This is a genomic window from Halobium salinum, assembly GCF_026586625.1.
In the GTDB taxonomy this organism is placed as follows: Archaea; Halobacteriota; Halobacteria; order Halobacteriales; family Haloferacaceae; genus Halobium; species Halobium salinum.
In genome coordinates, this window is sequence record NZ_JAODIW010000005.1 from 107497 (window position 1) to 130414 (window position 22918).

The window sequence follows — 22918 nt, forward strand, 5'->3', positions numbered from 1 at the left end:
TTACCACGGGGCAAGCCGGCGACGGTGGCGGAAGAACGTGGCGTCGGGACGGTGATTCAGCCGTCATCGGCCGGTTCGAACCGTGCCTCCCCGTTCGAGAAGCTCAGGCGCGAACGCCCGACCGCCTCGACGTGCTCGGGGAGGTCCTCGGCCAGCGCCGGCGACACGCGAAAGGAGGAGAGGTGACCCGTGTCGCGTATCCAGGCGACGCGGACCGTCTCGGGGTCGTAGGGGCCGGCGGAGGAGAGCGCGGCCCGGAGCGCGCGCTCGTCGTCGGGGAGGACGACCGGAAGCGCGGACTTCGACAGCGACCCGCTCGTGAGCGCGTTGGCGTACATCTGGTCGAAGTCGAGTTCGGCGGCGACGGCGGCGGTCGTCACGTCCGCGAGACCGATTCCGTGGGCGTTGCCGTGGGTCGCCTCGGTTAGCCCCCGGACGACGATGCGGTCGATGGCGGGGTGCTCCGGGTCGTCCGTGTTGAGCGCGCTGTACCGCCCGATGACGTTGGTGTCCATCCCGGTGCCGGAGACGTCCTTCCCGACCTCGTCGACGACGAGGGCGTCGAGGTCGTCGAAGGGGAGCGTCGGCATGTACTCGTAGGCCCGTTCGAGGAGCGCCGTCTCGGCGTCGGGGAGCGCGGCGGCGGCGAGCCCCGTGACCTCGGCCGTGTCGTCGTAGAAGTTCTCGACGACGGCCACGCCGCCGAGCAGGGGGACCGACTCGCGGACGACCTCGAACGTCGCGTCGAGGGACTCGACGTAGCCGTCGACGAGCGCGCGGTCGTGGATGGCGCTCGCGCCGGCCTGCTTTCCCAACCCCACCGCGGTCATCTTCGTCAGCCCGCTCTCGAAGGCCCCGCGGAAGTTGGTGTGGGCCTTCACCCGGTTGACGACGAGGACGCCGTCGGCCTCGACCGCCGGGAGCGCGACGTGGACGGGGTCGCCGGCGGGCGTCTCGCCGACCACCTCGGTCCCCATGCGGGCGTCGACGGGACAGCCGAGCGTCTCCTCGTCGAGTCCGAGCGCGGCGAGCGTCCGGCGCTGGCCCTCCGACGTCGCACCGCCGTGGCTCCCCATCGCCGGCACCGCAACCGGGTCGAACCCGCGCTCCCGGAGTTCGTCGACCACGGCCGTAGCGACCGGGACGACGTCCGTGATGCCGCGGCTGCCGAGGCCGACCGCGACGGTCGCGCCGGCCGGCAGCGAGTCGAGCGGGAGGTCGGCGACCGCCTCGCGGGCCGCGGCGGCCGGGTCGTCCACCTCGGGCGTCGGCGGGTCGTAGCTGACGTCCACGAACTCGGGGTAGGACACCGGCGGAAGCACGTCGTCGACGGTGTCGGCATCGGGGAACTCCATGTCTCTGTTCACTCGACGGGGCGCCGGAGCGATAAAGCCCCGCCCGACGGGAGGTCCCGGCCGGGTCAGGGCCGTGCATACCTATTTCTCCCGGGAGCCGGTAGGGCGGTACATGTCGACGGACGAGAGCGGCCGGATAGACGTGCTCGTACTCAGAAAAGGCGCCCACGGCATCTCCACGACGGAGTACGTCGACGCGCTCCGGGAGCGGTTGCCCGACGGCGTGCGCGTCGAGCGGGCGGGGACCGCAGCGGCCGAGCGCGAGGGCGTCGGGACGGCCCGCGTCGTCACCGGCGGGAGTATCGACCGGGAGAGCCTCGAGCGGGCGTCGAACCTGGAGCTGTTCGCCTGCACGTCGGCGGGCGTCGACGACCTCCCCCTCGACGCGCTCGCCGACCGCGGGGTGGCCGTGACCAACGCCTCCGGCGTCCACGGGCCGAACATCGCCGAGCACGTGGTCGGGAGCATGCTCTCGTTCGCTCGGGAGTTCCGCCAGTTCTGGCGCCAGGAGGAGCGAAACGAGTGGCGACGGGGGCAGGCGAGCGAGCTGTACGGGAGCACCGTCACCGTCGTCGGCCTCGGCGCCATCGGCGAGGCGATCGTCGAGCGGCTGGACGGGTTCGGCGTGACGACGGTCGGCGCGCGCTACTCGCCGGAGAAGGGCGGCCCGACCGACGAGGTGGTCGGCTTCCGCGACGACGAGGCGTTCGCGGACGCCCTCTCGCGCAGCGACTACGTCGCGCTGGCCTGTCCGCTGACCGAGGAGACGCGGGGGTTGATCGGCGCGGCCGAACTCGACACGCTGGAGCCTCACGCCGTCTTAGTGAACGTCGCTCGCGGGCCCGTCGTCGACACGGATGCGCTCGTCGGGGCGCTGCAGGGGAACTCGATCGGCGGCGCCGCCCTTGACGTCACCGACCCGGAGCCGCTACCTGGCGACCACCCGCTGTGGGACCTCGACAACGCGTTCGTCACGCCCCACAGTTCGGGACACACCCCCGCGTACTACGAGCGGTGTGCCGAGATACTCGCGACCAACTGGGAGCGGCTGGAGGGCGACGACGACGACCTCCGCAATCGGGTGGCCTGACCGGGCCCTCCCGGGACGGCGGCGGAGCGCCGCCCGAGGCCGGGCCGACGCGGGGAGACCGCAGGACCACGGGACGACGACGATGTCTTTATGTTCGAGCGCCGTCGTTGCCAACGTATGGCACACGGTCCCGACGCGGTCCACCGAATCGTCGACGACGCGGGGTGGTCGTACCCGGTGTCGGCGGGGCGCCTGGAGCGCAACTACGCGCTCGAGAGCGTGCAGATCGACGAGAAGGGGAACACGATGATGCTCTCGGAGCTGCTGGTGACGGCCGACGTCGAGCGGTTCGAGGACCGGGCGGACCTGGAACGGAAGCTCGGCCCCGTCTGCGAGGCCGAGAGCGAGGCGCGCAGCCCGGGCATCGTCGGACGACTGAAGCGGACGTTCCTGGGCTGAGTCGCGATGGGTGTGAACAAGCTCCGGACACTGAGTTACGGCGGCGGACTGCTGGTCGGGTTGACCGCCCTCTGGGCGATGGTCAGCTACGGCGGGTCGCCGCTCCGGTTCGTCGGGGGGTTCGCGTTAGCCGTCGTCGCCGCCGGCCTCCCCGCTGCGCTCGCGCACTCGAAGGCGGGCATCCGCTCGTACTACCGGCGCTACGCCGACGAGGACGCCGGGTTCAGCGAGGAGCTGGGCGCGGTCTACGTCTCGGAGTCGTCGGTGGACGACGCCTTCGAGGCCCTCGAGTCGGTGTACGCGGCCCTCGAGGGAGACGGCACGTACGACCGCGTCGAGCGCGACGCGTTCGACGAGGGGCCGGGGCTCACCGTCACCTACAGCGGCTTCCACAACTGCTTCGTCCGGGTGACCGACGGCGGGCGGATGGTCGTCACCGGCGCCTCCGAGAAGACGGGGACGCTCGCCGACGCGGTCGCGAGCGCCTGTTCGTTGTCGTTCGACCGGACCCGCGACAACCCCTTCGAGGGGGTCGAACCGATACGGGGCGCCCCGCGCGTATTTCTCGGCGTGTTCGTGTTCGCGATTCTCGTCGTGGGCGTCTTCGCCCTCGGCGGCGGGGCGTACCCCTCGGACGCGTACAACCCGGCCGAGCGCACGGCCCTGATGGTGATAGACGCGAGCGGCGACGTCAACCCCGGGGTGTCGCCGACGGAGACCCAACTTCGGAAGGCGTCGTTCCTCGTCGGCATCGTCGACGAGGAGGCGACCGAGATTCGGTGGGAGGGGAACGACAGCGCCGAGATAGCCGGTCACGGCAGGCAGGCGCTCGCGGTGTCGAGCGACGCCCGCGACCTGCTCGCGACGGCCCGCGAGGGGTCGGTTACGCCGGAACAGGTCGAGCGGGCGGACCGCCTCGACGCCGAACTCCGGGAGGCCGAGCGGTCGGTGGCGACGGCGCTCGCCGAACGGGCCGACAGCGAGGCCCTCTCGGGCGACGTCGCCGCACTCCGGCGGCTCGGCGAGCAACTCCGCACGGACGCGGCCGCCCGGGGCGCGGCGACCGAAGACGGGAACGCGTCGCCGGCCGCCGCGACGTCCGCAGTGACGACCCCGGGCGGGGTGGGCGCCGCGACGACGGGCTGAGAACTCGGTCGAGGTGGTCGAGGCGGCGATGACACGGCGACCCACAGAGAGAGTGCGAGGTCGACACCAGCCCCGTCCGACCGACCCCACCAGCCCCATTTTTGGTACTAGAGCGTGAGGACGGGGTATGGTAGCAGACGACCCGCTAGCGGGGGCAGCGACGCTCGTCACCGGGGCGACCTCTGGAATCGGCGCGGCGACCGTCCGCGCGTTCGCCGAACGAGGGGCGGACGTCGCCCTCGCGGCGCGACGCGAGGACCGGCTGGAGTCGCTCGCCGACGAACTGGCGTCCGAGCACGGCGTCGAGGCGCTCGTCGTCCCGACGGACGTCACCGACGAGGACCAGGTCGAGGCGATGGTCGAGGAGACCGTCGACGCGTTCGGCGGCCTCGACGTGGTCGTCAACAACGCCGGACTGGGCCGCGAGGGCGACGTCGAGGAGCTGTCGACCGAGAAGTACCGCCACATGATGGACGTGAACGTCGATGGCACCTTCTTCACGTCGCGGGCGGCGCTCCCCCACCTCACCGACTCCGAGGGGAGCCTCGTGTTCGTCGGGAGCTTCGCCGGGCAGTACCCTCGCCCGGACGCCCCGGTGTACGCGGCGACGAAGTGGTGGACGCGCGGGTTCGCGCTCAGTCTGGAGGGCGCCGTCGGCGACGACGGCGTCGCGGTGTCGGTTATCAACCCGACCGAGGTGCGCACGGAGTTCGGCTCCGAGGACGGCGACCCGCTCAAGCGCGAGTTCGAGGCGGGCGAGGTGACCGAGCCGCCGGAGGTCGCCGAGGCCATCGTCTTCGCGGCGAGCCGCGAGTCGCCGAACGTCGCCAGCGAAATCGACCTCTACCGGCGGGACAAGTTCGCACACTTCTGACCCGGTCGTGCGCCGGATGCCGACCGGTTGTCGGATGTCCTCACACCCCAACCCTTTTGCTGACCGGTCGTGACCGGTCGCACGCATGACAGTCAGCGACATCGAGAGTTTCGCCGTCTCCATCCCGCTCGACGAACCGGTCGCGTTCGCGACGCGCGTCGTCGAGGAGCGCGACCACGCCGTCGTCCGCATCCGCGACGACGCGGGCAACGAGGGAGTCGGCTACACGCTCGGCTACGGGGGCGCGACGCTCGTCGCCGACGCCGTCTCCGACCTGCTCGCACCCATCGTCGAGGGGGAGGACCCCGCGGACACGACCCGCCTCTGGCGCGAGATGTTCGACGGGACGGTCCAGATCGGCCGGAAAGGCGTCCTCCTGCGGGCCATCTCCATCGTCGACATCGCGCTGTGGGACCTGAAGGGCAAGCGGGCGGACCTCCCGCTGTACAAACTGCTCGGCGCGAGCAAAGACAGCATCCCTGCCTACGCCAGCGGCGGCTACTACCGCGACGAGAAGGGGCTAGACGGCCTGCGCGAGGAGATGGAACGGTACGTCGACCGCGGCCACGACGCGGTGAAGATGAAGGTGGGGCGCGAGTCCCTGGAACGCGAGGTCGAGCGCGTCGCCGCCGTCCGGGAGACCATCGGCCCACACCGGACGCTGCTGATGGACGCGAACGGGAAGTGGAAGCACAAGCAGGAGGCGGTGCGGGCCTGCCGGGCGTTCGCCGAGTACGACCCGTACTTCATCGAGGAGCCGGTGATGCCCGACAGCGTCTCGCTGATGGCCGAGGTGAACGACGCGCTCCCGTACCCCGTCGCCGCGGGCGAACTGGAGTTCTCGCGCTACGGATTCGCCGAACTCCTGCGCGAGGGCGCCGTCGAGGTCGTCCAGCCCGACGTCTCCGTCGTCGGCGGGGTGACCGAGTGGATGCGCGTCGCCAACACCGCCGCGTCCTACGACATCCCCGTCGCCCCGCACTACAACTGGGACCTGCACGTCCACCTGCTGGGCGCCATCGAGAACGGCCTCTGGGCGGAGTACTTCTACCGCGACTCGGACGTGAAGGCGTTCGACGACGTGCTCGAACACCCGATGGAGGCCGAGGACGGCGAACTCCCCATCCCGGACCGTCCCGGCCACGGCGTCACCTTCGACGACGACGCGCTGGAGCAGTATCTGATCTGAGGACTGAGGGTCGACCTCCAGGCCCCTGCGTTTCACGGTCCCGTTTGGTCGATCGACTCACTGAGCAGAGGGATGGCGGCGAGTGGCCGAACAGCCGCTTTTGGGTGGGAATTCGGAAGGGGCCGGGTTCTCGGCGAACGCGGCCGACGCAAGCACTGGAGCGAGGCGGAGCCGAGCGAAGCGCGCAGCGAGGCCCCGGATCCGAGAACCCGGGGGCTTCCGTATCCATCGATTCGACGCTTGTCCCTCCGGTTTTATCATAGCTGACCACTACTCAGAAAACCACCCCAAGCGTGAAGCGCCGTCCCGTCACACGAACACACATGTCACATCGAGTCGCCGTCGTCGGCGTCGGGCCGGGACGGGAGACGGACATCAGCGGCCGGAGCCACGCCTTCGCGTACGAACACGCCGACGCCTACCGCGACCGCGACGACTGCGAACTCGTCGCCTGTGCGGACGTCGTCCCGGAGTACGCGGACCGGTTCGCCGCGGAGTACGGCGTGTCCGAGGGCGGCGTCTACGAGGACTACGCAGCGATGCTCGACGGGAGCGACCCGGACCTCGTGAGCGTCTGCACCCCAATCCCGACCCACGCCGACATCGTCGTCGGCTGTGCCGAGCACGGGAGCGTCGAGGCCGTCCACTGCGAGAAGCCGATGGCCCGCACCTGGGCCGGGGCGCGGGCGATGGCCCACGTCTGCGACCGCGCGGGCGTCCAGCTCACCTTCGGCCACCAGCGGCGCTTCGGCGACCCGTTTCGCCGGGCGAAGAGGCTGCTGGACGACGGCGTCGTCGGCGACCTCGAACGCGTCGAAATCTCGTGGGGGAACTTCTTCGACAACGGGACTCACACCCTCGACCTCGCGGCGATGTTCAACGACGAGCACCGCGGGGCGTGGGTGATGGGCCAACTCGACTACAGCACCGAGCACGTCCGCTACGGCGTCCACACCGCCGACCACGCGTTCGTCTCGTGGCAGTACGAGAACGGCGTCCACGGGGTCGCCGCGACCGGCGACGACGTCCCGCTGTCGGACGGGCCGTACGACTTCTACGACTGCTGGTTCCGCCTCGTCGGCGGCGAGGGGGTAATCGAGATCGGCCGGCGCGACGGGCCGGGACTCGCGTACCGCCGCGACGGCGAGGGGTGGACCGAGGTGGAGGTGGCCGACGAGTTCGACGGCCGGGTCGACCTCGCCATCGACGACGTCCTCGGCGCGCTCGACGGGGAGGCCGAGACGGCGTTGGAGGCCCGTCACGCGCTGAACACGACGGAGATACTGTTCGCCGGCCACGAGTCCTCGCGCCGACGGGGTCGCGTGGAACTCCCGCTCACCGGCGTCTACGACCATCCGCTGGAGTCGCTGGTCGAGGCCGGGGAGGTGGTGCCCGAGCGCGGGGACGACCGACCGCCGCATCCGTCGGAGACGGACGGAGCGTAGGGAAGCGAGGGACGGGACGGCGTCGGCCCGACGCTCTCGGCGCTGCAAGTACTCTTCGTGTCTCGGTGTCTCGGTGTCTCGGTGTCTCGGTACTCCCGTCGCTCCCGGCACGAACCGTCGCCGTGCGAACTGTTATGGTGTAGCGCATACCTCTCGGAGGTACGATGCGACCACGAGCCAGCGGTCGGAGAGACGGACAGCGTAGCGACTACGAACTGCCCGGCGGGAGTCTTCGATGAGGGACTTCTCGAACCACGCGCCGACCCGCGGGGAGGGTCGGGATGTGGAGATCACCGGCATCGAGACCTGCGTCGTCGAAGGGAACTTCGAGTGGAACCTCGTCCGCGTCCACACCGATGCGGGCGTCACGGGCCTCGGGGAGTCCTACCGCGGCGGCGGCGTCATCGAGGTGATGGAGTACATGGAGGAGTTCCTGATCGGGGAGAACCCCCTCGACGTCGAGCGGCTGTTCCGCCGGATGGTCCAGGAGACGTCCGGCCACGGCGGGACGACCGGGAAGGTCGTCACGGCGGCCTCCGGCATCGAAATCGCCCTCTGGGACGCCGCCGGGAAGATTCTCGGCGTGCCGACGTACCAGTTGCTGGGCGGGAAGTACCGCGACTCGGTGCGCATCTACTGCGACTGCCACGCCGGCGAGGCGTTCGAACTCGAACACGGCTACCACGCGGCCCACGACGACGACGCATACTCCGTCGAGGCGTACGCCGAGGAGGCCGAACGCGTCGCCGACATGGGGTTCACCGCGCTGAAGTTCGACCTCGACCAGCCGTTCGACAACCACCCCGACCCGTACAACGGTCGGGTGAGCAACGCGGCGATTCAGCGGAAGGTCGACACCGTCGAGGCAATCAGGGAAGCCATCGGCTACGAAATCGACCTCGCGTTCGACATCCACTGGGACTACTCCATCGACAGCGCGAAGCGCATCGCGAACAAGCTGGAGCCGTACGACCTGATGTGGCTGGAAGACGTCGTCCCGCCCGAGAACATGGACGCCCAGCGGGAGGTGAACCGCGCGACCGACACGCCGCTGGCGACGGGGGAGAACCGCTTCCGCGTCCACGAGTTCAAGGAACTGCTGTACGACTTCGGCGTCGACGTCGTCACGCCGGACCCGAGCACCTGCGGCGGCCTCGCCGAGTCGAAGGCCATCGCCAGCCGCGCCGAGGAGAACTACATCGCCTTCTCGCCGCACAACGTCTGCAGTCCGGTCGGGACGGTGGCCTGCGTCCACCTCGGCGCGGTCGTCCCCAACTTCGACACCCTGGAGTACCACGCCCTGGAGGTCGACTGGTGGGACGACATGCTCGTCCGCGACGAACCGCTCATCCAGGAGGGGTACATCGACGTGCCCGAGACCCCGGGGCTCGGCATCGAACTCGACGAGGACGTCGTCTCCGAGCACCTCCTCGACCCCGGCACGATGTTCGGATGACGGAGTACGGCGGCGAGAGCGGGGGCGGCGAGTCGAGCGACGACGCGGCGGGGAGCCACGCAGGTACCGAGTCCGACGCCAACGACGCCAACGACGCCGACGACCCCGGCCCACGGCTCCGCCGTGCCGCGACGGCCGACGAGCCGCTGCTTGGCGGGTGGCTCTCGGTGCCACATCCGATGGTCGCCGAACTGCTCGCCGGGAGCGGCTTCGACTTCCTCTGCGTCGACGCCGAGCACGCGCCGGTCTCCTTCGAGACGATGGCGAACCTGCTCCGGGCGGTCGACGCCGCACCAGGGGGAACGGAGACGCTGGTCCGCGTCGGCGGCCACGACCCCGTCGAACTGAAGCGCACGATGGACCTGGACCCCGATGCACTGCTCGTCCCGATGGTCGACACCGCCGAGGAGGCCGAAGCGATAGTGGACGCGACGCGCTACCCGCCCGCCGGGAGTCGCGGGGTTGGTCTCGGACGCGCGACCGACTACGGGCGCGACCTGGACGGCTACGTCGCGTCCGCCGACGACCGCTTCGCGCGGTTCGTCCAGATAGAGTCCGAGGAGGCGGTCGAGAACGTCGCCGACATCGCCGCGGTCGACGGGGTCGACGGCGTGTTCGTCGGCCCCGTCGACCTCTCGACGTCGATGGGGCTGCTCGGGGCGTGGGACGACGAGCGTTTCCAGGACGCGGTCGACCGCGTCCTCTCGGTCGCCGACGACGAGGGCGTCGCGGTCGGGACGCTCGCGACCGACGCCGAGTCGCGGCGGACGCGCCTCGCCGAGTGGGGCGTCGACTACCTCGCCGCCGGCGTCGACGCGACCTACCTCGAGGAGGGCGCACGGCGGACGCTGTCTGAGTGTGCCGACGCGCTGAAAGAGCGATGAAGTAGCGTCGCGGCGAGGGCGGGGAACGACCTACTCTCCGCCCGGCTTCACACCCTCGTCGTACTCGAACTCGGTCCACGGCCCCTCTATCTCGGGGTACTCCTCGACGACGTCGAGGTTCACCTCCACGCCGAGGCCGGGGCCGTCGGGGACCGTGAGCGTTCCGTCCGAGAGGTCGAGGTCGGTGTCGAGGACCGCCTCGGCGAGCGGGAACGGGTACATCCCGGCGACGTCGTCGCCGAAGACGGGGTACTCGAGGAGCCGCGTCTCCGGCGCCGCCGCGGTGAGGTGGGCGTTCGCGACCAGCCCCAGGTTCGTCCCGAAGTTGTGGGGGACGAACCGGACGTCGCGCCCGGCGCAGTGGCGGGCCGCACGCATCGTCCCCGTGAACCCCTCGTGGTGGCGGACGTCCCCCTGGAGGAAGTCGACGCGCCCGTCCTCGGCGAGGGCGACGAGCCCCTCCGGCGACTCCTCGCTCTCGCCGCCGGCGAGTGGGACGTCGGTGCGCTCTGCCAACCGGGCGTAGGCGCCGTGGTCACCCGGTTCGACGGGTTCCTCCACCCAGTAGGGGTCGTGTTCGGCGAAGTCGTCGAGGAGGGCGACTATCTCGTCGAACGTGTAGGAGCGCTCGCCGAGTTTCCACCAGGTGTGGGCGTCGACCATCAGGTCCATCCCGTCCCCGACGCGCTCTCTGAGCAGGCGGAGGGTTCGACGGTCCTCGTCGGGGCCGAGCCCGGGTCGGTACTTGTAGCCGCCGAACCCGCGCTCCTGGATGGCTGCGGCCTGCTCTGCGTACCCCTCCGGTTCCATGTACATCCCGGCGCTGGCGTACAGCGGGAGCGATGTGCTGATGTCGGCCGCCTCCTCGGCCAGGAGTTCGTAGACGGGTGCTCCCGCCGCTTTCCCCCACACGTCGTGGGCGGCAACGTCGACCGCCGAGATGGCCTGCGACTCGAGGAGCCGCGGCAGCCCCAGGTCGCGGATTCGGGTCGCGAGCTCCCCCGGGTCGTCCGCGTCGGCGCCGGCGACGGCGTCGGCGACGTCCGACTCGAGGAGGTCGACGAACCCGCCGTGGGAGGCGCCCTCGAAGTACTCGCGCATCGCCGAACTGCTCGCGCCGCCGGGGGCGAAGCCGACCGCGCCGTCGGCGGTTTCGAGCCGAACGAGCACGGCGTCGCGCTTCAGGAGCCGGCGCACCCCGCCGTAGAAACGGCGCTCCTGCGGGGGGTCGATCGGCGAGCTCAGCGTCCAGGCGGAAATGTCACTGATTCGCATGCGAACCCGTCGCACCCGAGAGAGCATAAAGCCCCACGCGGCTGACGACGGAGACGGGGCAGCCCTCGACGCGGCGACTCACGTTCCGGTTACTCGGGGGTCGCCGCCGCGTGTTCCGGCTCCCGGCCCTCGAACACGGCGCGAATCCCCTCGGCGGCCGTCCGGCGCTTCTCGTCGCTCGCGGCGCCCGAGTACCACGCGACGTGCGGGGTCAGGACGACGTTCTCGTGTCGCGCCAGCGGCGTCTCGAAGGAGGGGGTCGTCCCGTCGAAGCGGTCCGCCGGCTCGTCGGCGAACACGTCGATTCCGGCGCCGGCGATGTCACCGGAGTCGAGTGCGGCGTCGAGCGCCGCCTCGTCGTGGAGGCCGCCGCGGGCGACGTTGAGGAAGTACGCGTCTTCGCGCATCCGAGCGAAGGCGTCGGCGTCGAACATGCCTCGCGTCTCGTCGAGCAGGGGCGTGTGGACGGAGACGACGTGTGCACGGTCGAGCAGGGGTTCGAACTCGACCTTCTCCACGCCCGCCGTCTCCATCTCGTCGGCGTCGACGTACGGGTCGGTGGCGACCACGTCGGCGCCGAACGCCCGGAACTTGTCGGCGACGCGGCGGGCGATGGCGCCGAAGCCGACGAGCCCCACGGTCATCGTCGAGAGCCGACGGACCCGCGCCTCGCCGAGGCGCTTCTCCCAGACGCCCTCGCGGAGCGAGGCGTCGTACCGCCGGAGGTCGCGTTCGAGCGCGAGCGCGAGCATGAGCGCGTGGGTCGACACCTCCTCCAGGCAGTAGTCGGGGACGTTGAGCACGTACATCCCCGCGTCGGTCGCGGCGTCGAGGTCGACGTGGTCGACGCCGATGCCACAGCGGGCGATGGCTCGGCAGCCGTCGAGCGCCGCTATCACCTCGGCGGTGTACGGGGCCGTGAGCAGGCGGTCGAGCACGGCGTCGACGCCGACGAGTTCGCGGCGCAGGTCGTCGGTCGTCTCCACGTCGACCGGGCGGAACGCGACGTCGAGCCCTTCGAAGACCGCCTCCTCGACGGCGAGGTCGAAAGCGGAGCCGGCGGTGACGCCGACGGTGTACTGGTCTGCCATGTGGAGACACGACAGCACCCCTCGTGAAAAGTGTACGGCGCCGAGGCCGGACGTGCGTAGCGACACAGGGGTCGGTGCTGCGAGGGCCGACGGCGGGGAAAAGGCTAATCCGGTGCGGGCGGTCGGTGTGAGCATGACGGACGCCGACGCGGACGCGGACACCCACGGGAACGGGAGCGACGCCGGACGGGCGGCGAAGACGGGCGGCGCCCACGTGTACGAGGCGCTCGTCGACGCCGGCGTCGACACGCTGGTCGGCATCCCGGGGACCCAGACGCTCCCGCTCGACCGGACGGTCGTCGAGCGCGACGAGATGCGCTACGTGATGGCCCGCCACGAGACCGCCGTCCCGCACATCGCGTGGGGATACTACGAGGCGTCCGGTCGGCCGGCCGCGACGCTCACCGTCCCCGGTCCGGGCGACACGAACGCGATGCACGGGCTGAAGAACGCCTACGAGGACTCGGTGCCGATACTCCACGTCTCCGCCGACGTCGACCCCGACGAGCGCGGGAAGGGGCCGATTCACGAAATCGAGCCCGACACCTACGACAACGCCGTGAAGGCGAACGTCAACGTCGAGCGCCGACGCGACCTGCCCGCCGACGTCGCACGGGGGCTGGAGACCGCGCTGACGCCGCCGACCGGACCGGTCAGGCTCGGCGTCCCGAGCGGCATCCTCGACGCCGAGTTCGCCGCGCCCGCCGCCGAGGTCGCCCCCGAGCAGACGAGTTTCGACAACGAAACGGCCTACGACGACGCCGTCGCCCGCCTCGCGTCGGCCGAGCGACCCCTGCTCTACGTCGGCGGCGGCGCCCGCCGCGCCGAGGGAGGTCCCCGGGCCGTAGCCGACCTGGCCGACGCGCTCGACGCCCCGGTCGTGACGACGTACAAGGGAAAAGGGGTCTTCCCCGAGGACGACGACCGTTTCCTCGGCGTCGCCGGTAGCCACCTCCCGTCAGGCGCCGAGCGCGTCCTCGGGTCGGCGGACGTCGTCGTCGCCCTCGGCACCGACTTCGACGGCGTCACCACGGCGGGCTGGAGCCTCCCCATGGGCGACGCGCTGGTCCACGTCACGCTCGACCCCGACGCGATCGACGCGAGCTACGACACGGACGTCGCAATCGTCGACGACGCGGCCGACGCCGCCGACCGACTGCGCGAGGGCGTCGAAGAGCAGGGCCTCGAAGGACGGGACGGGTCCGCGACCGGCGACGGCTGGGACGGGTCGCGCGTCGCCCGCGAGGTCCGCGAGGAGTACGACGATCACCTCCGGGGGCTCGGGCTGTTCGACGGCGGGTCGCCGGCGACCACCCCCGAACTGCTCGCGGCGGTCCGGGAGGTGACGCCCCGAGAGGCGAGCGTCGCCGTCGACGTCGGCGGGTTCCGGCTCTGGGCGATGCAGACGTTCCCCGCCTACGCCCCCGAGGGGTTCGTCGCGGCCGGGTCGTGGGCCGGGATGGGCGTCGGACTCCCGGCCGCCATCGGGGCCCAACTGGCCCGCCCCGACCGCCCGGCGCTCTGTCTCACTGGCGACGGCGGGCTGTTGATGTGTATCCACGAACTCCACACCGCGGCGGAGTACGACCTCGATATCACGTGCGTCGTGTCGAACAACGCCGACTACGGCGTCATCAGCAAGTCGCCGAAAATCGAGGGGTACGGTGACGGCCACCAGTTCACCTGGACCGCACCCGACTTCGCGACGGTCGCCGAAGGGTTCGGCTGGGAGGCGGTCCACGTCGAGTCGGCCGCCGAGGCCGGGGAAGCCGTCGCCGACGCGATGGACGCCGACGGGCCGGTGCTCGTCGACGTCGACGTCGAGACCGACGAGCCGTCGGCCGCGGAGGCCTCCGCGTACGACTCGACCGTCGCGCTGGACTGAAGGGGAACTGCGGGTCGGAGTCGAACGGGGACCGCGGCCCGTTCGGCGCTCGGACGGCGAGAGAGAGAGAGGGGTGCTCGACGGCGGTTCCCGGTCGGGAGGGGCGAGGGACGCCGGAGTCAGTATTCGCCGCTCACCAGGTGGTCGTAGTACTCCCGGGCGCGTTCCTCGTCCTCCTCGGAGAGGTCGACCAGCGGCGGGCGGACCGGCCCGCCGTAGTGGCCCGCGAGTTCCATCCCGAACTTCACCGCGGGGACGTTGTTCGCCGCCGGGAGGTGGCTCTCGGCGCCGGCCTCCTCGCGGAGGTCCTCGTAGGGGCGGAAGCGCTCGCGGATGTCACGGGCGCGCTCGTACTCCCCCTCTCGCAGGGCGTCCATCAACGCGAGGGCGGGTTCGGGGGCGAAGTTGCCGACGCCGGTGGTGAACCCCTCGGCGCCCTCGACGGCGAAGGCGGGGGCGAACCGTTCGGCGATACCGTTCGACCAGACTACGTCGCCCTCGGTGGTGGCGACGGCCTTCGAGAACGCCTTCACGTCGTTGACCGCGTACTTCACGGCGACGACGTTCTCCTCCTCGGCGAGGTCGGCGATGAGGTCGTCGTCCAGTTCGTCGCCGCGCTTGTAGAGGACGACCCCGAGGTCGGTCGCGTCGACCAGTTCCTCGTAGTACCGCCGGAGCCCGTCGCGGTGGATGTAGGTGTGGACGGGGTGCATCACCATCACCGCGTCCGCGCCGGCGTCCTCGTAGCGCGAGAGTAGCGAGCGGGCAGTCGGGAGGCTCCCGCCGAGGCCGGCGACGACCGACCCCTCGCCGCCCATCGCGTCGGCGGTCGTCTCGACCACCGCGACGCGCTCGTCGTTCGAGAGGGAGTAGTACTCGCCCGTGTTGCCACAGGGGATGACCAACCGTGCGCCGGCCTCCCGCAACGACTCGACGTGCTCGGCGAGTTCGTCGTGGAGGACGTCGGCGCCGTCCTCGGAGAACGGGGTAGGGTTGGTGAAGGCGACGCCGCGCAGGTCCGACTTGAGTGACTCGTACGCCATCGTCGCGTGCCACCACTACCCACGCTTACAAAAAACCCCGCGGAACCGGGGACGGAGGCGTCGACACCGGTCGGGGTCGAGTCGGCTGCCCCGATACCGGCCGAAACGGTCCCCACCAACAGCTTTAATCGTGGCTCCGCTGTGCGACTAGCTGACACATGGACGCCCGCGGACGGGCGGAGCGAGCGACCCGTGCAGCCGAGCGCCCGCCCTCCCCTCGCACCGAGCGCCTGCCACACGCCCGCGTAGAGGTGGTGAGCGCGCCGCCGTGACCCCGGCCCTCCCCTCCCGGAGCAGCGACCGCGTCCAGCGGTCGGCGATCGGCGTCGCCGCCGCCGCGAGCAAGTTCGCGCCGATACTGATGGGAACGGCGATGGCCGTCTACATCGGCCGGCGCGGGGGGTCCCCGCTCGCGGTGAGCCTCGTGCTCGCGCTGTACTTCTTCGGGCTGATGACGTTCGCGCCCGTCTGGGGCGCGCTCGCTGACGTCACCGGGCGCCGGCGGGACGTGCTGCTGGCCGTCTCGGCGCTGGGGGCTATCGCCGCCCTCCCGCTCGTCGTCGTCGACGGCATCTGGCTCCCGCTGACGGCCCGAACCGTCTACGCCGCCTTCGCCGCGGGGTACCTCCCCGTGATGCTCGCGGTCGTGAGCGAGCGTGGCGGGGCGGAGGCGCGCGGGCGCTCGGTCGGCTTCTTCTCCAGTGCGCAGGCGGTCGGGTTCACGTTCGGCCAGCTGTTCGCGGGCGTCCTGCTCGGCCTGCTCGCCGCGCCGGAGCTGTTCGGCGTCGTCGCCGCGGCCTCGGGGGTCGTGTTGCTCGCGGCGCTCGTCGTCGAGGACCCGAACCCCGACCGCCACCGACGCGTCGCCCCCGGCGAACTCGCCGGCGAGGTGAAGCGGCGGCTGTTCCCCAGCGCGGCCGGCCGCGAACACCTCTACACGAACGGACTCATGTGGCTGTACGCCGCCACACTGCTCCGGAACATGACCGTGCTCGGGACGACGAGCCTCCTCCCGGTGTACATCGTCACCGACCTGGGGCTCTCGGAGTTCCTGATGGGCGCGCTGCTCGCGGTGAACCCCGCCGGCCAGATAGCGACGATGTACCTCGTCGGCGAGTACGCGGACCGCCTCGGACGCAAGCCGTTCATCACGCTCGGGATGGCCGGCTCGGGGGCGTTCGCCGCGGCGATGGCCGCCGCCGCGCTCGTCCCGTCCGCCATCGGCCGGGCCGTCGTCGTCGCCGTCGGGATGGCCCTGCTCGCGGTCGCCTTCTCGGGGACGCGCGTCGGTGCGGTGTCGTTCATCGGCGACGTCGCCCCCGAGAACCGCGAGTCCGAACTCATCGGGTTCCGTTCGACCGCCCGCGGCTTCGGCGGCATGGTCGGCCCGGCCCTGTTCGGCCTCGCGTCGACCGTCACCTCTATCGAACTCACCTACGCGGTCGGGAGCCTGCTCGCGTTCGCGGCCGCCGTCCTGACCCAGGTCGCGCTCGTCGAGAGCTTCGAGACGCCGGACGCCCCCGTCGGCGCGGAGCCGGAGTCGGACGCGGACTGACCCCCCGTCACGGGCCCGCCGACTCTCGCGTCCGGGTCAATCCGACCGGCGCAGCCGGAGGCGTGCGCCGCCGTCCAAATCGTCGAGCCCCGAGACGTCGTCGACCGTCGCGAACACCCCGACCGGCGAGGCGGCGACCGGTACCGCCCCGTCGCTCGCCGGCGTCGGCCCCCAGAACAGACAGACCGCCCGGCCGGCCGGCCAGTAGGCGAGCGCGCCGACGGGCACCTCCCGGACCCCGTCTTCTACCGGCGCGTCGATTCCGGTCCGCACGTACAGTTCCTCGCCCCACCGGGCGGCGTCACCCTCGACGGGGAGCGCCGCCGAGACCGCGTCACGGAGCGCCGGTTCGGCGTCCGTCCACGTCGCGTCGAGGGCCAGGTCGTCGACGTCGACGAGGAAGTCGGTGTCGGTCGGGTCGTCGCTCGGCGTGTCGGCCGGTGACATGGGACCGTGCTCGGAGTCGGGAACCAAAAGGATTCGTCCGTACTCGGAGCCGACCGACGTGACCCCGACCGCCGGGCGAAGCTTCTTGTCGGCCCCTCTCGACCACGGACCATGCCACCGACTATCACGTCCGTGGAGGCGTTCGCGTTCACCTACGACCGGGAGCACGTCCGGAGTCAGACGGTCGGGCCGCTGGTGTACGCCGAGGGGGAGACGGCCGAGCTGACGGGGTACGCCGTCCGAATCGACACCGACTCCGGGGTCACCGGGGAGTTCGTCGGCGGGACGGCCTCGGGCCACGCGCAGATAGCCGAGGTGGCCCCCTACCTGGTCGGGGAGAACCCGCTCGACCGGGAGCGCCACTGGTCCGAACTGAAACGGGCGCTGCGCGCCACCGACCGGATGGGGCTCGGGCCGCTGGACATCGCGCTGTGGGACCTCGCCGGCGAGCGCTACGACGCGCCGGTTCACGAGCTACTCGGCACGTACCGCGACCGACTGCCGGCGTACGCCTCGACGTACTTCGGTGACGCCGACGCGGCGGGGCTCGACACGCCGGCGGCCTACGCCGACTACGCCGAGGCCTGTCGCGACGCCGGCTTCCCTGCGTTCAAGGTTCACCCCGTCGAGGGCGGCGACGTCGACCGGGACGTCGCGACGGTTCACGCCGTCGCGGACGCGGTCGGCGACGACCTCGACCTGATGCTCGACCCCGTCTGCGGGTACGGGACGTTCGCCGAGGCGCTCGCGGTCGGGCGGGCCTGTGACGAGTGCGGCTTCTACTGGTACGAGGACCCCTACCGCGACGCAGGCACCTCGGCTCACGGCCACGGGGCGCTCAGAGACCGCCTCGACACCCCGCTGCTGCAGGCGGAGATGATTCGAGGGGTGGAGGCCCACACCGACTTCGTCGACGCCGGCGCGACCGACTTCGTCCGCGCCGACCCGGTCTGGGACGGGGGCATCACGGGTGCGATGAAGATCGCCCGCGTCGCCGAGGGCCACGGGCTCGACGTGGAGTACCACCTCGCCGGCCCGCACACCCGCCACTGCATGGCCGCCACCCGCAACGCGAACTACTACGAACTCGGCCTGGTCGGCCCGGAGGCGTCGGTACCCCACTCCGAGCCGCCGGTGTACGATTCGTACACGGACGGGGTCGACGCGCTCGACGGCGACGGGACGGTACCGGTCCCCGACGGGCCGGGGCTCGGCGTCGACTACGACTGGGCGTACATCGAGGACAACGCGACCGACGTCGTCGTCGCCGAGTGAGGGGTGAGCGGGTCGGGTGGGCCGGGCGGTCGACGACCCGAGCGCGTTTCGTCCTCGATCCTCGGTCGCCAAGAGTTATCAGGGTGCGCACGGACCGACGAGACATGGTTGAGCCTGCACTCATCCTCCCGCCGGAGCCGGACGACCGCTGGAAACTCGCGAGACAGATGGGCGTCGAGAAGGCCGTCGTCCACCCGCTCGAAATCGGCGAGGACAAGCGCTTCTGGGAGTTCGAGGAGCTGCGCGGCATGGTGAACTGGTTCGAGGGCGCCGGCCTCGACGTGGCCGTCATCGAGGGGAGCGTCCCGATTACGGACAAGACGCGCCTCGGGCTGGAGGGGCGCGAGGAGGAGATAGAGACGTTCAAGCAGTTCCTCCGGGACTGCGGCGAGTTGGGTATCCCCACCGTCTGCTACGACTGGATGGCGAGCGTCCGCTGGGCGCGCACCGACGTCCACATCGAGAGTCGCGGCGGGTCGCTCACCTCCGGTTTCGACCTCGACCGGATGGAGGGCCTCCCCGAAGGGCGAGAGCCGGTCGACGTGACCCACGAGGAACTGTGGGGGAACTTAGAGTACTTCCTCGAGGAGGTCGTCCCCGTCGCCGAGGAGGCCGGTGTGAAACTCGGGCTCCACCCCGACGACCCGCCGCGCGAGGAGCTGGCGGGAATCCCCCGGATAATCAACAGCGTCGAGGCGTACGACCGCGTGCTGGACATCGTCGACAGCCCGCACAACGGCGTCACGTTCGGACAGGGGAACTTCACGGCGATGGGCGCAGACATCCCCGAGGCCATCCGCCACTTCGGCGACCGCATCGTGTTCGCACACTTCCGCGACGTCGAGGGCGACGCCGACGGGTTCGTCGAGACGTGGCACGACGACGGACCGACGGACATGCTCGAGGCGATGCGCGCGTACCACGAGGTCGGCTTCGAGGGCGTGATGCGCCCGGACCACGTGCCGACGATGGCCGGCGAGCAGAACGACAACCCGGGGTACGAGACGAAAGGTCGGCTGTTCGCCATCGGCTACATGAAGGGGCTACTGGAGGCCGTCGAGAAGGGGTCGTGAGGCGAACGCGGCGGGGGTCTCACTCCCGGAGGACGGAGACGTCGAACACCGGCTTGCACGTCCGCCCGGCGAGAAACGCCTCGAACGCCTCGTCGGCGTCGTCGAGTGAGAACCGGTCGTCGAGGAGCGTCCCGGCGTCGACGTCGCCCGAGCGAATGAGCCGGACCGAGCGCTCGAAGTCCTCGTAGGTCGAGGCGTACGAACACTGGAGGTCGACCTCGGCGCGAACCAGCGGCGAGTACGGCATCGTCGTCTCCCCCGTCTGTCCCACGAGGACGACCTGCCCGCCCTTGCGCACCTCGTCGACCGACATCCGGAGTCCGGAGGGATGGCCGGTCGTGTCGAAGACGACGTCGTATCCGACGCCGTCTGTCGCCGCTTCCCGCCGCGCCGCCGGGTCCTCGGCTTCGACGTTCAGCGTCTCGAAGCCGAGCTCCTCGGCGAGCGGGAGCCGGTACTCCGCGTCGCGGCCGACGCCGGCGACGACGACATCCCCGCCCTGGGCGTCGGCGATCTGTGCGGTGAGCAGTCCGATGGGTCCGGGGCCGGCGACGAGCACCCGGTCGCCCGCGTCGAGACGGGAGTTGTGGATGACCGCGCGGGCGCCGATGCTCGTCGGTTCGACGAGGGCGGCGTGTTCCGGCGGGATGTCGTCCGGGACGGGGTGGAGCGCGTCCTCGGGAACGGCGATGTAGCCGGCGTAGGCGCCGTCGTGGTCGACCCCGGTGATGACGGCGTCCTGGCAGACATTCTCCTCACCGAGTCGACACTGGTAACACTCCCCACAGCCCCGGATGGGGCGCTCGACGACGCGGTCGCCCGGCGAGAACGCCGTCACCGCCTCGCCGACCGCGACGACGCGCCCCGAGTACTCGTGACCGATGACCGTCGGCAGCTCCATCCGCTCGAACGCCGACTCGAACTCGTAGATGCCCGCGTCGCTCCCACAGAGACCGGCGTAGTCGACTTCTATCAGTGCCTCGTCGGCGGCCGGTTCCGGCTTCGGACGGTCGACGATACCCATTGCACCCTCGGTTCGGCGTTGCTTGGCGAGTCCGCGCATACCCGGATAGGCGGTCGGTCGGACCAAAAATGTGGCGAGCCGAGCGCCGAGACGGCGGACTCGACTCGGCCGTGCCTACAGATGCCAAACGTGAAATGTCCGCACCCAGATGTCGCAGGCGCATGCCCGACTACCGGAAGCTACGCGACCCGAACGCCGAGTACACCATGCGCGACCTCTCGGGAGAGACGATGGGGCTGGAGGCCGACCGCGGCGGCCCCCGCGACGTCGAGATAACCGACGTGCAGACCACGATGGTCGACGGCAACTACCCCTGGATTCTCGTGCGCGTCTACACCGACGCCGGAATCGTCGGCACCGGCGAGTCCTACTGGGGCGGCGGCGACGCCGAGATTATCGACCGCATGACACCCTTCCTCGTCGGCGAGAACCCCCTCGACATCGACCGTCTGTTCGAGCATCTCATCCAGAAGATGTCCGGCGAGGGCTCCATCTCCGGGAAGGTCGTCTCCGGCATCTCCGGCATCGAGATCGCCCTCCACGACGCCGCCGGCAAGATTCTCGACGTCCCGGCCTACCAACTCGTCGGCGGGAAGTACCGCGACGAGGTCCGCATGTACTGTGACTGTCACGCCGGCGACGAGTCCGAACCCGCGTCGAACGCCCGCGAGGCCGAGCGCGTCGTCGAGGAGTTGGGGTACGACGCGCTGAAGTTCGACCTCGACGTTCCGTCGGGCCACGAGAAGGACCGCGCCAACCGCCACCTCCGAGGGCCGGAGGTACAACACAAGGTCGACATCGTGGAGGCGGTCTGTGAGGCGGTCGGCGACCGTGCGGACGTCGCCTTCGACTGCCACTGGTCGTTCTCGGGCGGGAGCGCGAAACGGCTCGCGGCCGGTATCGAGGAGTACGACGTCTGGTGGCTCGAAGACCCCGTCCCGCCGGAGAACCACGACGTCCAGCGCGAGGTGACCCAGTCGGCGCCGACGACGCCGGTCACGGTCGGCGAGAACGTCTACCGCAAACACGGCCACCGGCGACTGTTCGAGGAACAGGCCGTCGACATCGTCGCGCCGGACCTGCCCCGAGTCGGCGGGATGCGCGAGACGCGGAAGATCGCGGACATGGCCGACACCTACTACGTCCCCGTCGCGATGCACAACGTCTCCTCGCCCATCGGGACGATGGCCTCCGCGCAGGTGGCGGCGGCCATCCCGAACTCGCTGGCCGTCGAGTACCACTCCTACCAGCTCGGCTGGTGGGAGGACCTCGTCGAGGAGGACGACCTCATCGAGGACGGCCGGATGGAGATTCCCGAGAAGCCGGGACTGGGTCTCACGCTGAATCTGGACGCCGTCGAAGAGCACATGGTCGAAGGGGAGACGCTGTTCGACGAGGCGTAGACCGGCCGAAGCAGTTCGGTCTCCCGGTCTCTCGGCCCCAGTCACCTAACCCCGTTCACACCGACCACTCCGATTTCTCGCACCGCCGCTACGCCGACCAGGGGGCGCCCTCCCGCTCGATGAGGCGCTCCGTCCGCCGGACGCCGTCGATGGATTCGACCTCCGCGCTCGTCAGCGCGAGGTCGAGCGCGGCCCTGTTGTCCGCGATGTGAGCCTCGCTCGTCGCCTTCGGGACGGCGGTCACGTTCTCCTTCGAGAGGAGCCAGGCGAGACAGACCTGCGCGGGGCTGACTCCGCGCCGTTCCGCGATTCGGACGACCTCGGGCACGTCGAACGCGCCGCCCTGCGCGAGCGGGGAGTAGGCGACCTGGTAGTAGTCGTGTTCCCGGGCGTGTTCTAAGAGCGCCTCCTGCTGGAGGAGCGGGTGCATCTCCACCTGGTGGGCGAACAGCGGAGCGTCGAGGACGTCCAGCGCCTCGTCGAGCAGGTCGGGGCCGAAGTTGGAGACGCCGACGTGGTCGACGGTACCGCGGTCGACCAGTTCGTCGAACGCCGGGAGCGTCTCGGCGGCGTCGTAGTTGCCGACCGGCCAGTGAACGTACAGCAGGTCGAGAGTGTCGACGCCGAGTCGGCGCAGACTGTCCTCGACGCCGTCGAGCACCTCGTCGTACGCGAGCCCCGTCTGCTCCGGGTGGAGTTTCGTCGCGACGAAGACCTCCTCCCGCGGGACCGACGCGGCCGCGATTCCCTCCCCGACCGCACGCTCGTTGCCGTAGAACTGGGCGGTGTCGACGTGCGTGTAGCCGGACTCCAGCGCGAGTCTGACGCTCTCTGCGCACTGTTCGGGGTCGGTGTTCTGCCACGTGCCGAGTCCGAGCGCTGGAATTCGGTTCATAGGGACAGCAACGCCGGTTCGTGCCATATAACTCCGGGTTCGGCCAGACGCCGGCCCCGCCGGTGTGCTGGTCGGCCGCCGGGTCGACCGGTCCGGCCCCGAGACCGAACACGA

20 protein-coding genes are annotated in these 22918 nt (G+C 70.7%); 13 read left to right on the forward strand and 7 right to left on the reverse strand.

The genetic code is table 11. The features are described from left to right. Window positions 1–56: 56 nt before the first annotated feature. Entirely contained in the window at window positions 57–1355 is a 1299-nt protein-coding gene (locus N5095_RS01950) for a nickel pincer cofactor-dependent isomerase, group 22 (protein WP_267620474.1), read from the reverse strand. A 112-nt stretch (window positions 1356–1467) separates the two neighbouring features. Between N5095_RS01950 and N5095_RS01955 the strand changes: the two genes are divergently transcribed. From N5095_RS01955 to N5095_RS01990, 8 genes are all read left to right on the forward strand, one after another. After that, window positions 1468–2445 (forward strand): D-2-hydroxyacid dehydrogenase, encoded by a 978-nt coding sequence (locus N5095_RS01955; protein ID WP_267620476.1) that lies wholly within the window; start codon window positions 1468–1470, stop codon window positions 2443–2445. Between the two features lie 117 nt (window positions 2446–2562). Continuing rightward, entirely contained in the window at window positions 2563–2844 is a 282-nt protein-coding gene (locus N5095_RS01960) for a hypothetical protein (protein ID WP_267620479.1), read from the forward strand. Between the two features lie 6 nt (window positions 2845–2850). Then, window positions 2851–3990 (forward strand): hypothetical protein, encoded by a 1140-nt coding sequence (locus N5095_RS01965; RefSeq protein ID WP_267620481.1) that lies wholly within the window; start codon window positions 2851–2853, stop codon window positions 3988–3990. 127 nt (window positions 3991–4117) lie between these two features. Beyond that, a complete protein-coding gene (locus N5095_RS01970) occupies window positions 4118–4864 on the forward strand; it encodes an SDR family oxidoreductase (RefSeq protein ID WP_267620484.1) in 747 nt (248 codons plus the stop codon). 85 nt (window positions 4865–4949) lie between these two features. After that, the gene (locus N5095_RS01975) at window positions 4950–6053 is read left to right on the forward strand and encodes a mandelate racemase/muconate lactonizing enzyme family protein (RefSeq protein ID WP_267620487.1); all 1104 of its coding nucleotides are present in this window, start codon (window positions 4950–4952) and stop codon (window positions 6051–6053) included. Between the two features lie 323 nt (window positions 6054–6376). Further along, window positions 6377–7498, forward strand: a complete 1122-nt coding sequence (locus N5095_RS01980) for a Gfo/Idh/MocA family protein (RefSeq protein WP_267620490.1) — start codon at window positions 6377–6379, stop codon at window positions 7496–7498. A 235-nt stretch (window positions 7499–7733) separates the two neighbouring features. Next, the gene (locus N5095_RS01985; protein ID WP_267620492.1) at window positions 7734–8954 is read left to right on the forward strand and encodes a mandelate racemase/muconate lactonizing enzyme family protein; all 1221 of its coding nucleotides are present in this window, start codon (window positions 7734–7736) and stop codon (window positions 8952–8954) included. Continuing rightward, window positions 8951–9838, forward strand: coding sequence for an HpcH/HpaI aldolase family protein (locus N5095_RS01990; RefSeq protein ID WP_267620495.1), 888 nt, complete (start codon window positions 8951–8953; stop codon window positions 9836–9838). The genes N5095_RS01985 and N5095_RS01990 overlap by 4 nt, the downstream gene beginning before the upstream one ends. A gap of 30 nt (window positions 9839–9868) precedes the next feature. On the opposite strand, the gene N5095_RS01995 is transcribed toward N5095_RS01990, so the two are convergent. Both N5095_RS01995 and N5095_RS02000 read right to left on the reverse strand, forming a co-directional pair. Beyond that, a complete protein-coding gene (locus N5095_RS01995) occupies window positions 9869–11113 on the reverse strand; it encodes a mandelate racemase/muconate lactonizing enzyme family protein (RefSeq protein WP_267620498.1) in 1245 nt (414 codons plus the stop codon). An 89-nt stretch (window positions 11114–11202) separates the two neighbouring features. After that, entirely contained in the window at window positions 11203–12204 is a 1002-nt protein-coding gene (locus N5095_RS02000; RefSeq protein WP_267620500.1) for a C-terminal binding protein, read from the reverse strand. 133 nt (window positions 12205–12337) lie between these two features. On the opposite strand from N5095_RS02000, the gene N5095_RS02005 reads away from it, so the two are divergent. Continuing rightward, window positions 12338–14089, forward strand: coding sequence for a thiamine pyrophosphate-binding protein (locus tag N5095_RS02005; RefSeq protein ID WP_267620503.1), 1752 nt, complete (start codon window positions 12338–12340; stop codon window positions 14087–14089). 119 nt (window positions 14090–14208) lie between these two features. Here the strand turns inward: N5095_RS02005 and N5095_RS02010 are convergent, their stop codons facing one another. Continuing rightward, on the reverse strand, window positions 14209–15132 hold the full coding sequence (locus N5095_RS02010; protein ID WP_267620505.1) for a dihydrodipicolinate synthase family protein: 924 nt from the start codon (window positions 15130–15132) through the stop codon (window positions 14209–14211). 268 nt (window positions 15133–15400) lie between these two features. Between N5095_RS02010 and N5095_RS02015 the strand changes: the two genes are divergently transcribed. Further along, window positions 15401–16687: an MFS transporter gene (locus N5095_RS02015; RefSeq protein WP_267620507.1), complete on the forward strand. Its 1287-nt coding sequence runs from the start codon at window positions 15401–15403 to the stop codon at window positions 16685–16687. A 36-nt stretch (window positions 16688–16723) separates the two neighbouring features. Here the strand turns inward: N5095_RS02015 and N5095_RS02020 are convergent, their stop codons facing one another. Beyond that, on the reverse strand, window positions 16724–17134 hold the full coding sequence (locus tag N5095_RS02020; protein ID WP_267620510.1) for a cyclophilin-like family protein: 411 nt from the start codon (window positions 17132–17134) through the stop codon (window positions 16724–16726). Between the two features lie 111 nt (window positions 17135–17245). Here N5095_RS02020 and N5095_RS02025 point away from each other — a divergent pair, with 111 nt between their 5' ends. Together N5095_RS02025 and N5095_RS02030 are read left to right on the forward strand one after the other, a co-directional pair. Further along, complete coding sequence (locus N5095_RS02025) at window positions 17246–18409, forward strand: enolase C-terminal domain-like protein (RefSeq protein WP_267620513.1); 1164 nt, start codon at window positions 17246–17248, stop codon at window positions 18407–18409. Between the two features lie 104 nt (window positions 18410–18513). Beyond that, on the forward strand, window positions 18514–19482 hold the full coding sequence (locus N5095_RS02030) for a mannonate dehydratase (protein ID WP_267620515.1): 969 nt from the start codon (window positions 18514–18516) through the stop codon (window positions 19480–19482). A 19-nt stretch (window positions 19483–19501) separates the two neighbouring features. Here N5095_RS02030 and N5095_RS02035 read toward each other — a convergent pair whose 3' ends face one another. Continuing rightward, a complete protein-coding gene (locus N5095_RS02035; RefSeq protein WP_267620517.1) occupies window positions 19502–20545 on the reverse strand; it encodes a zinc-dependent alcohol dehydrogenase in 1044 nt (347 codons plus the stop codon). 122 nt (window positions 20546–20667) lie between these two features. Between N5095_RS02035 and N5095_RS02040 the strand changes: the two genes are divergently transcribed. Beyond that, window positions 20668–21909: a mandelate racemase/muconate lactonizing enzyme family protein gene (locus N5095_RS02040; protein ID WP_267620519.1), complete on the forward strand. Its 1242-nt coding sequence runs from the start codon at window positions 20668–20670 to the stop codon at window positions 21907–21909. 88 nt (window positions 21910–21997) lie between these two features. Here the strand turns inward: N5095_RS02040 and N5095_RS02045 are convergent, their stop codons facing one another. Beyond that, window positions 21998–22804, reverse strand: a complete 807-nt coding sequence (locus tag N5095_RS02045) for an aldo/keto reductase (protein ID WP_267620521.1) — start codon at window positions 22802–22804, stop codon at window positions 21998–22000. Window positions 22805–22918 lie beyond the last annotated feature (114 nt).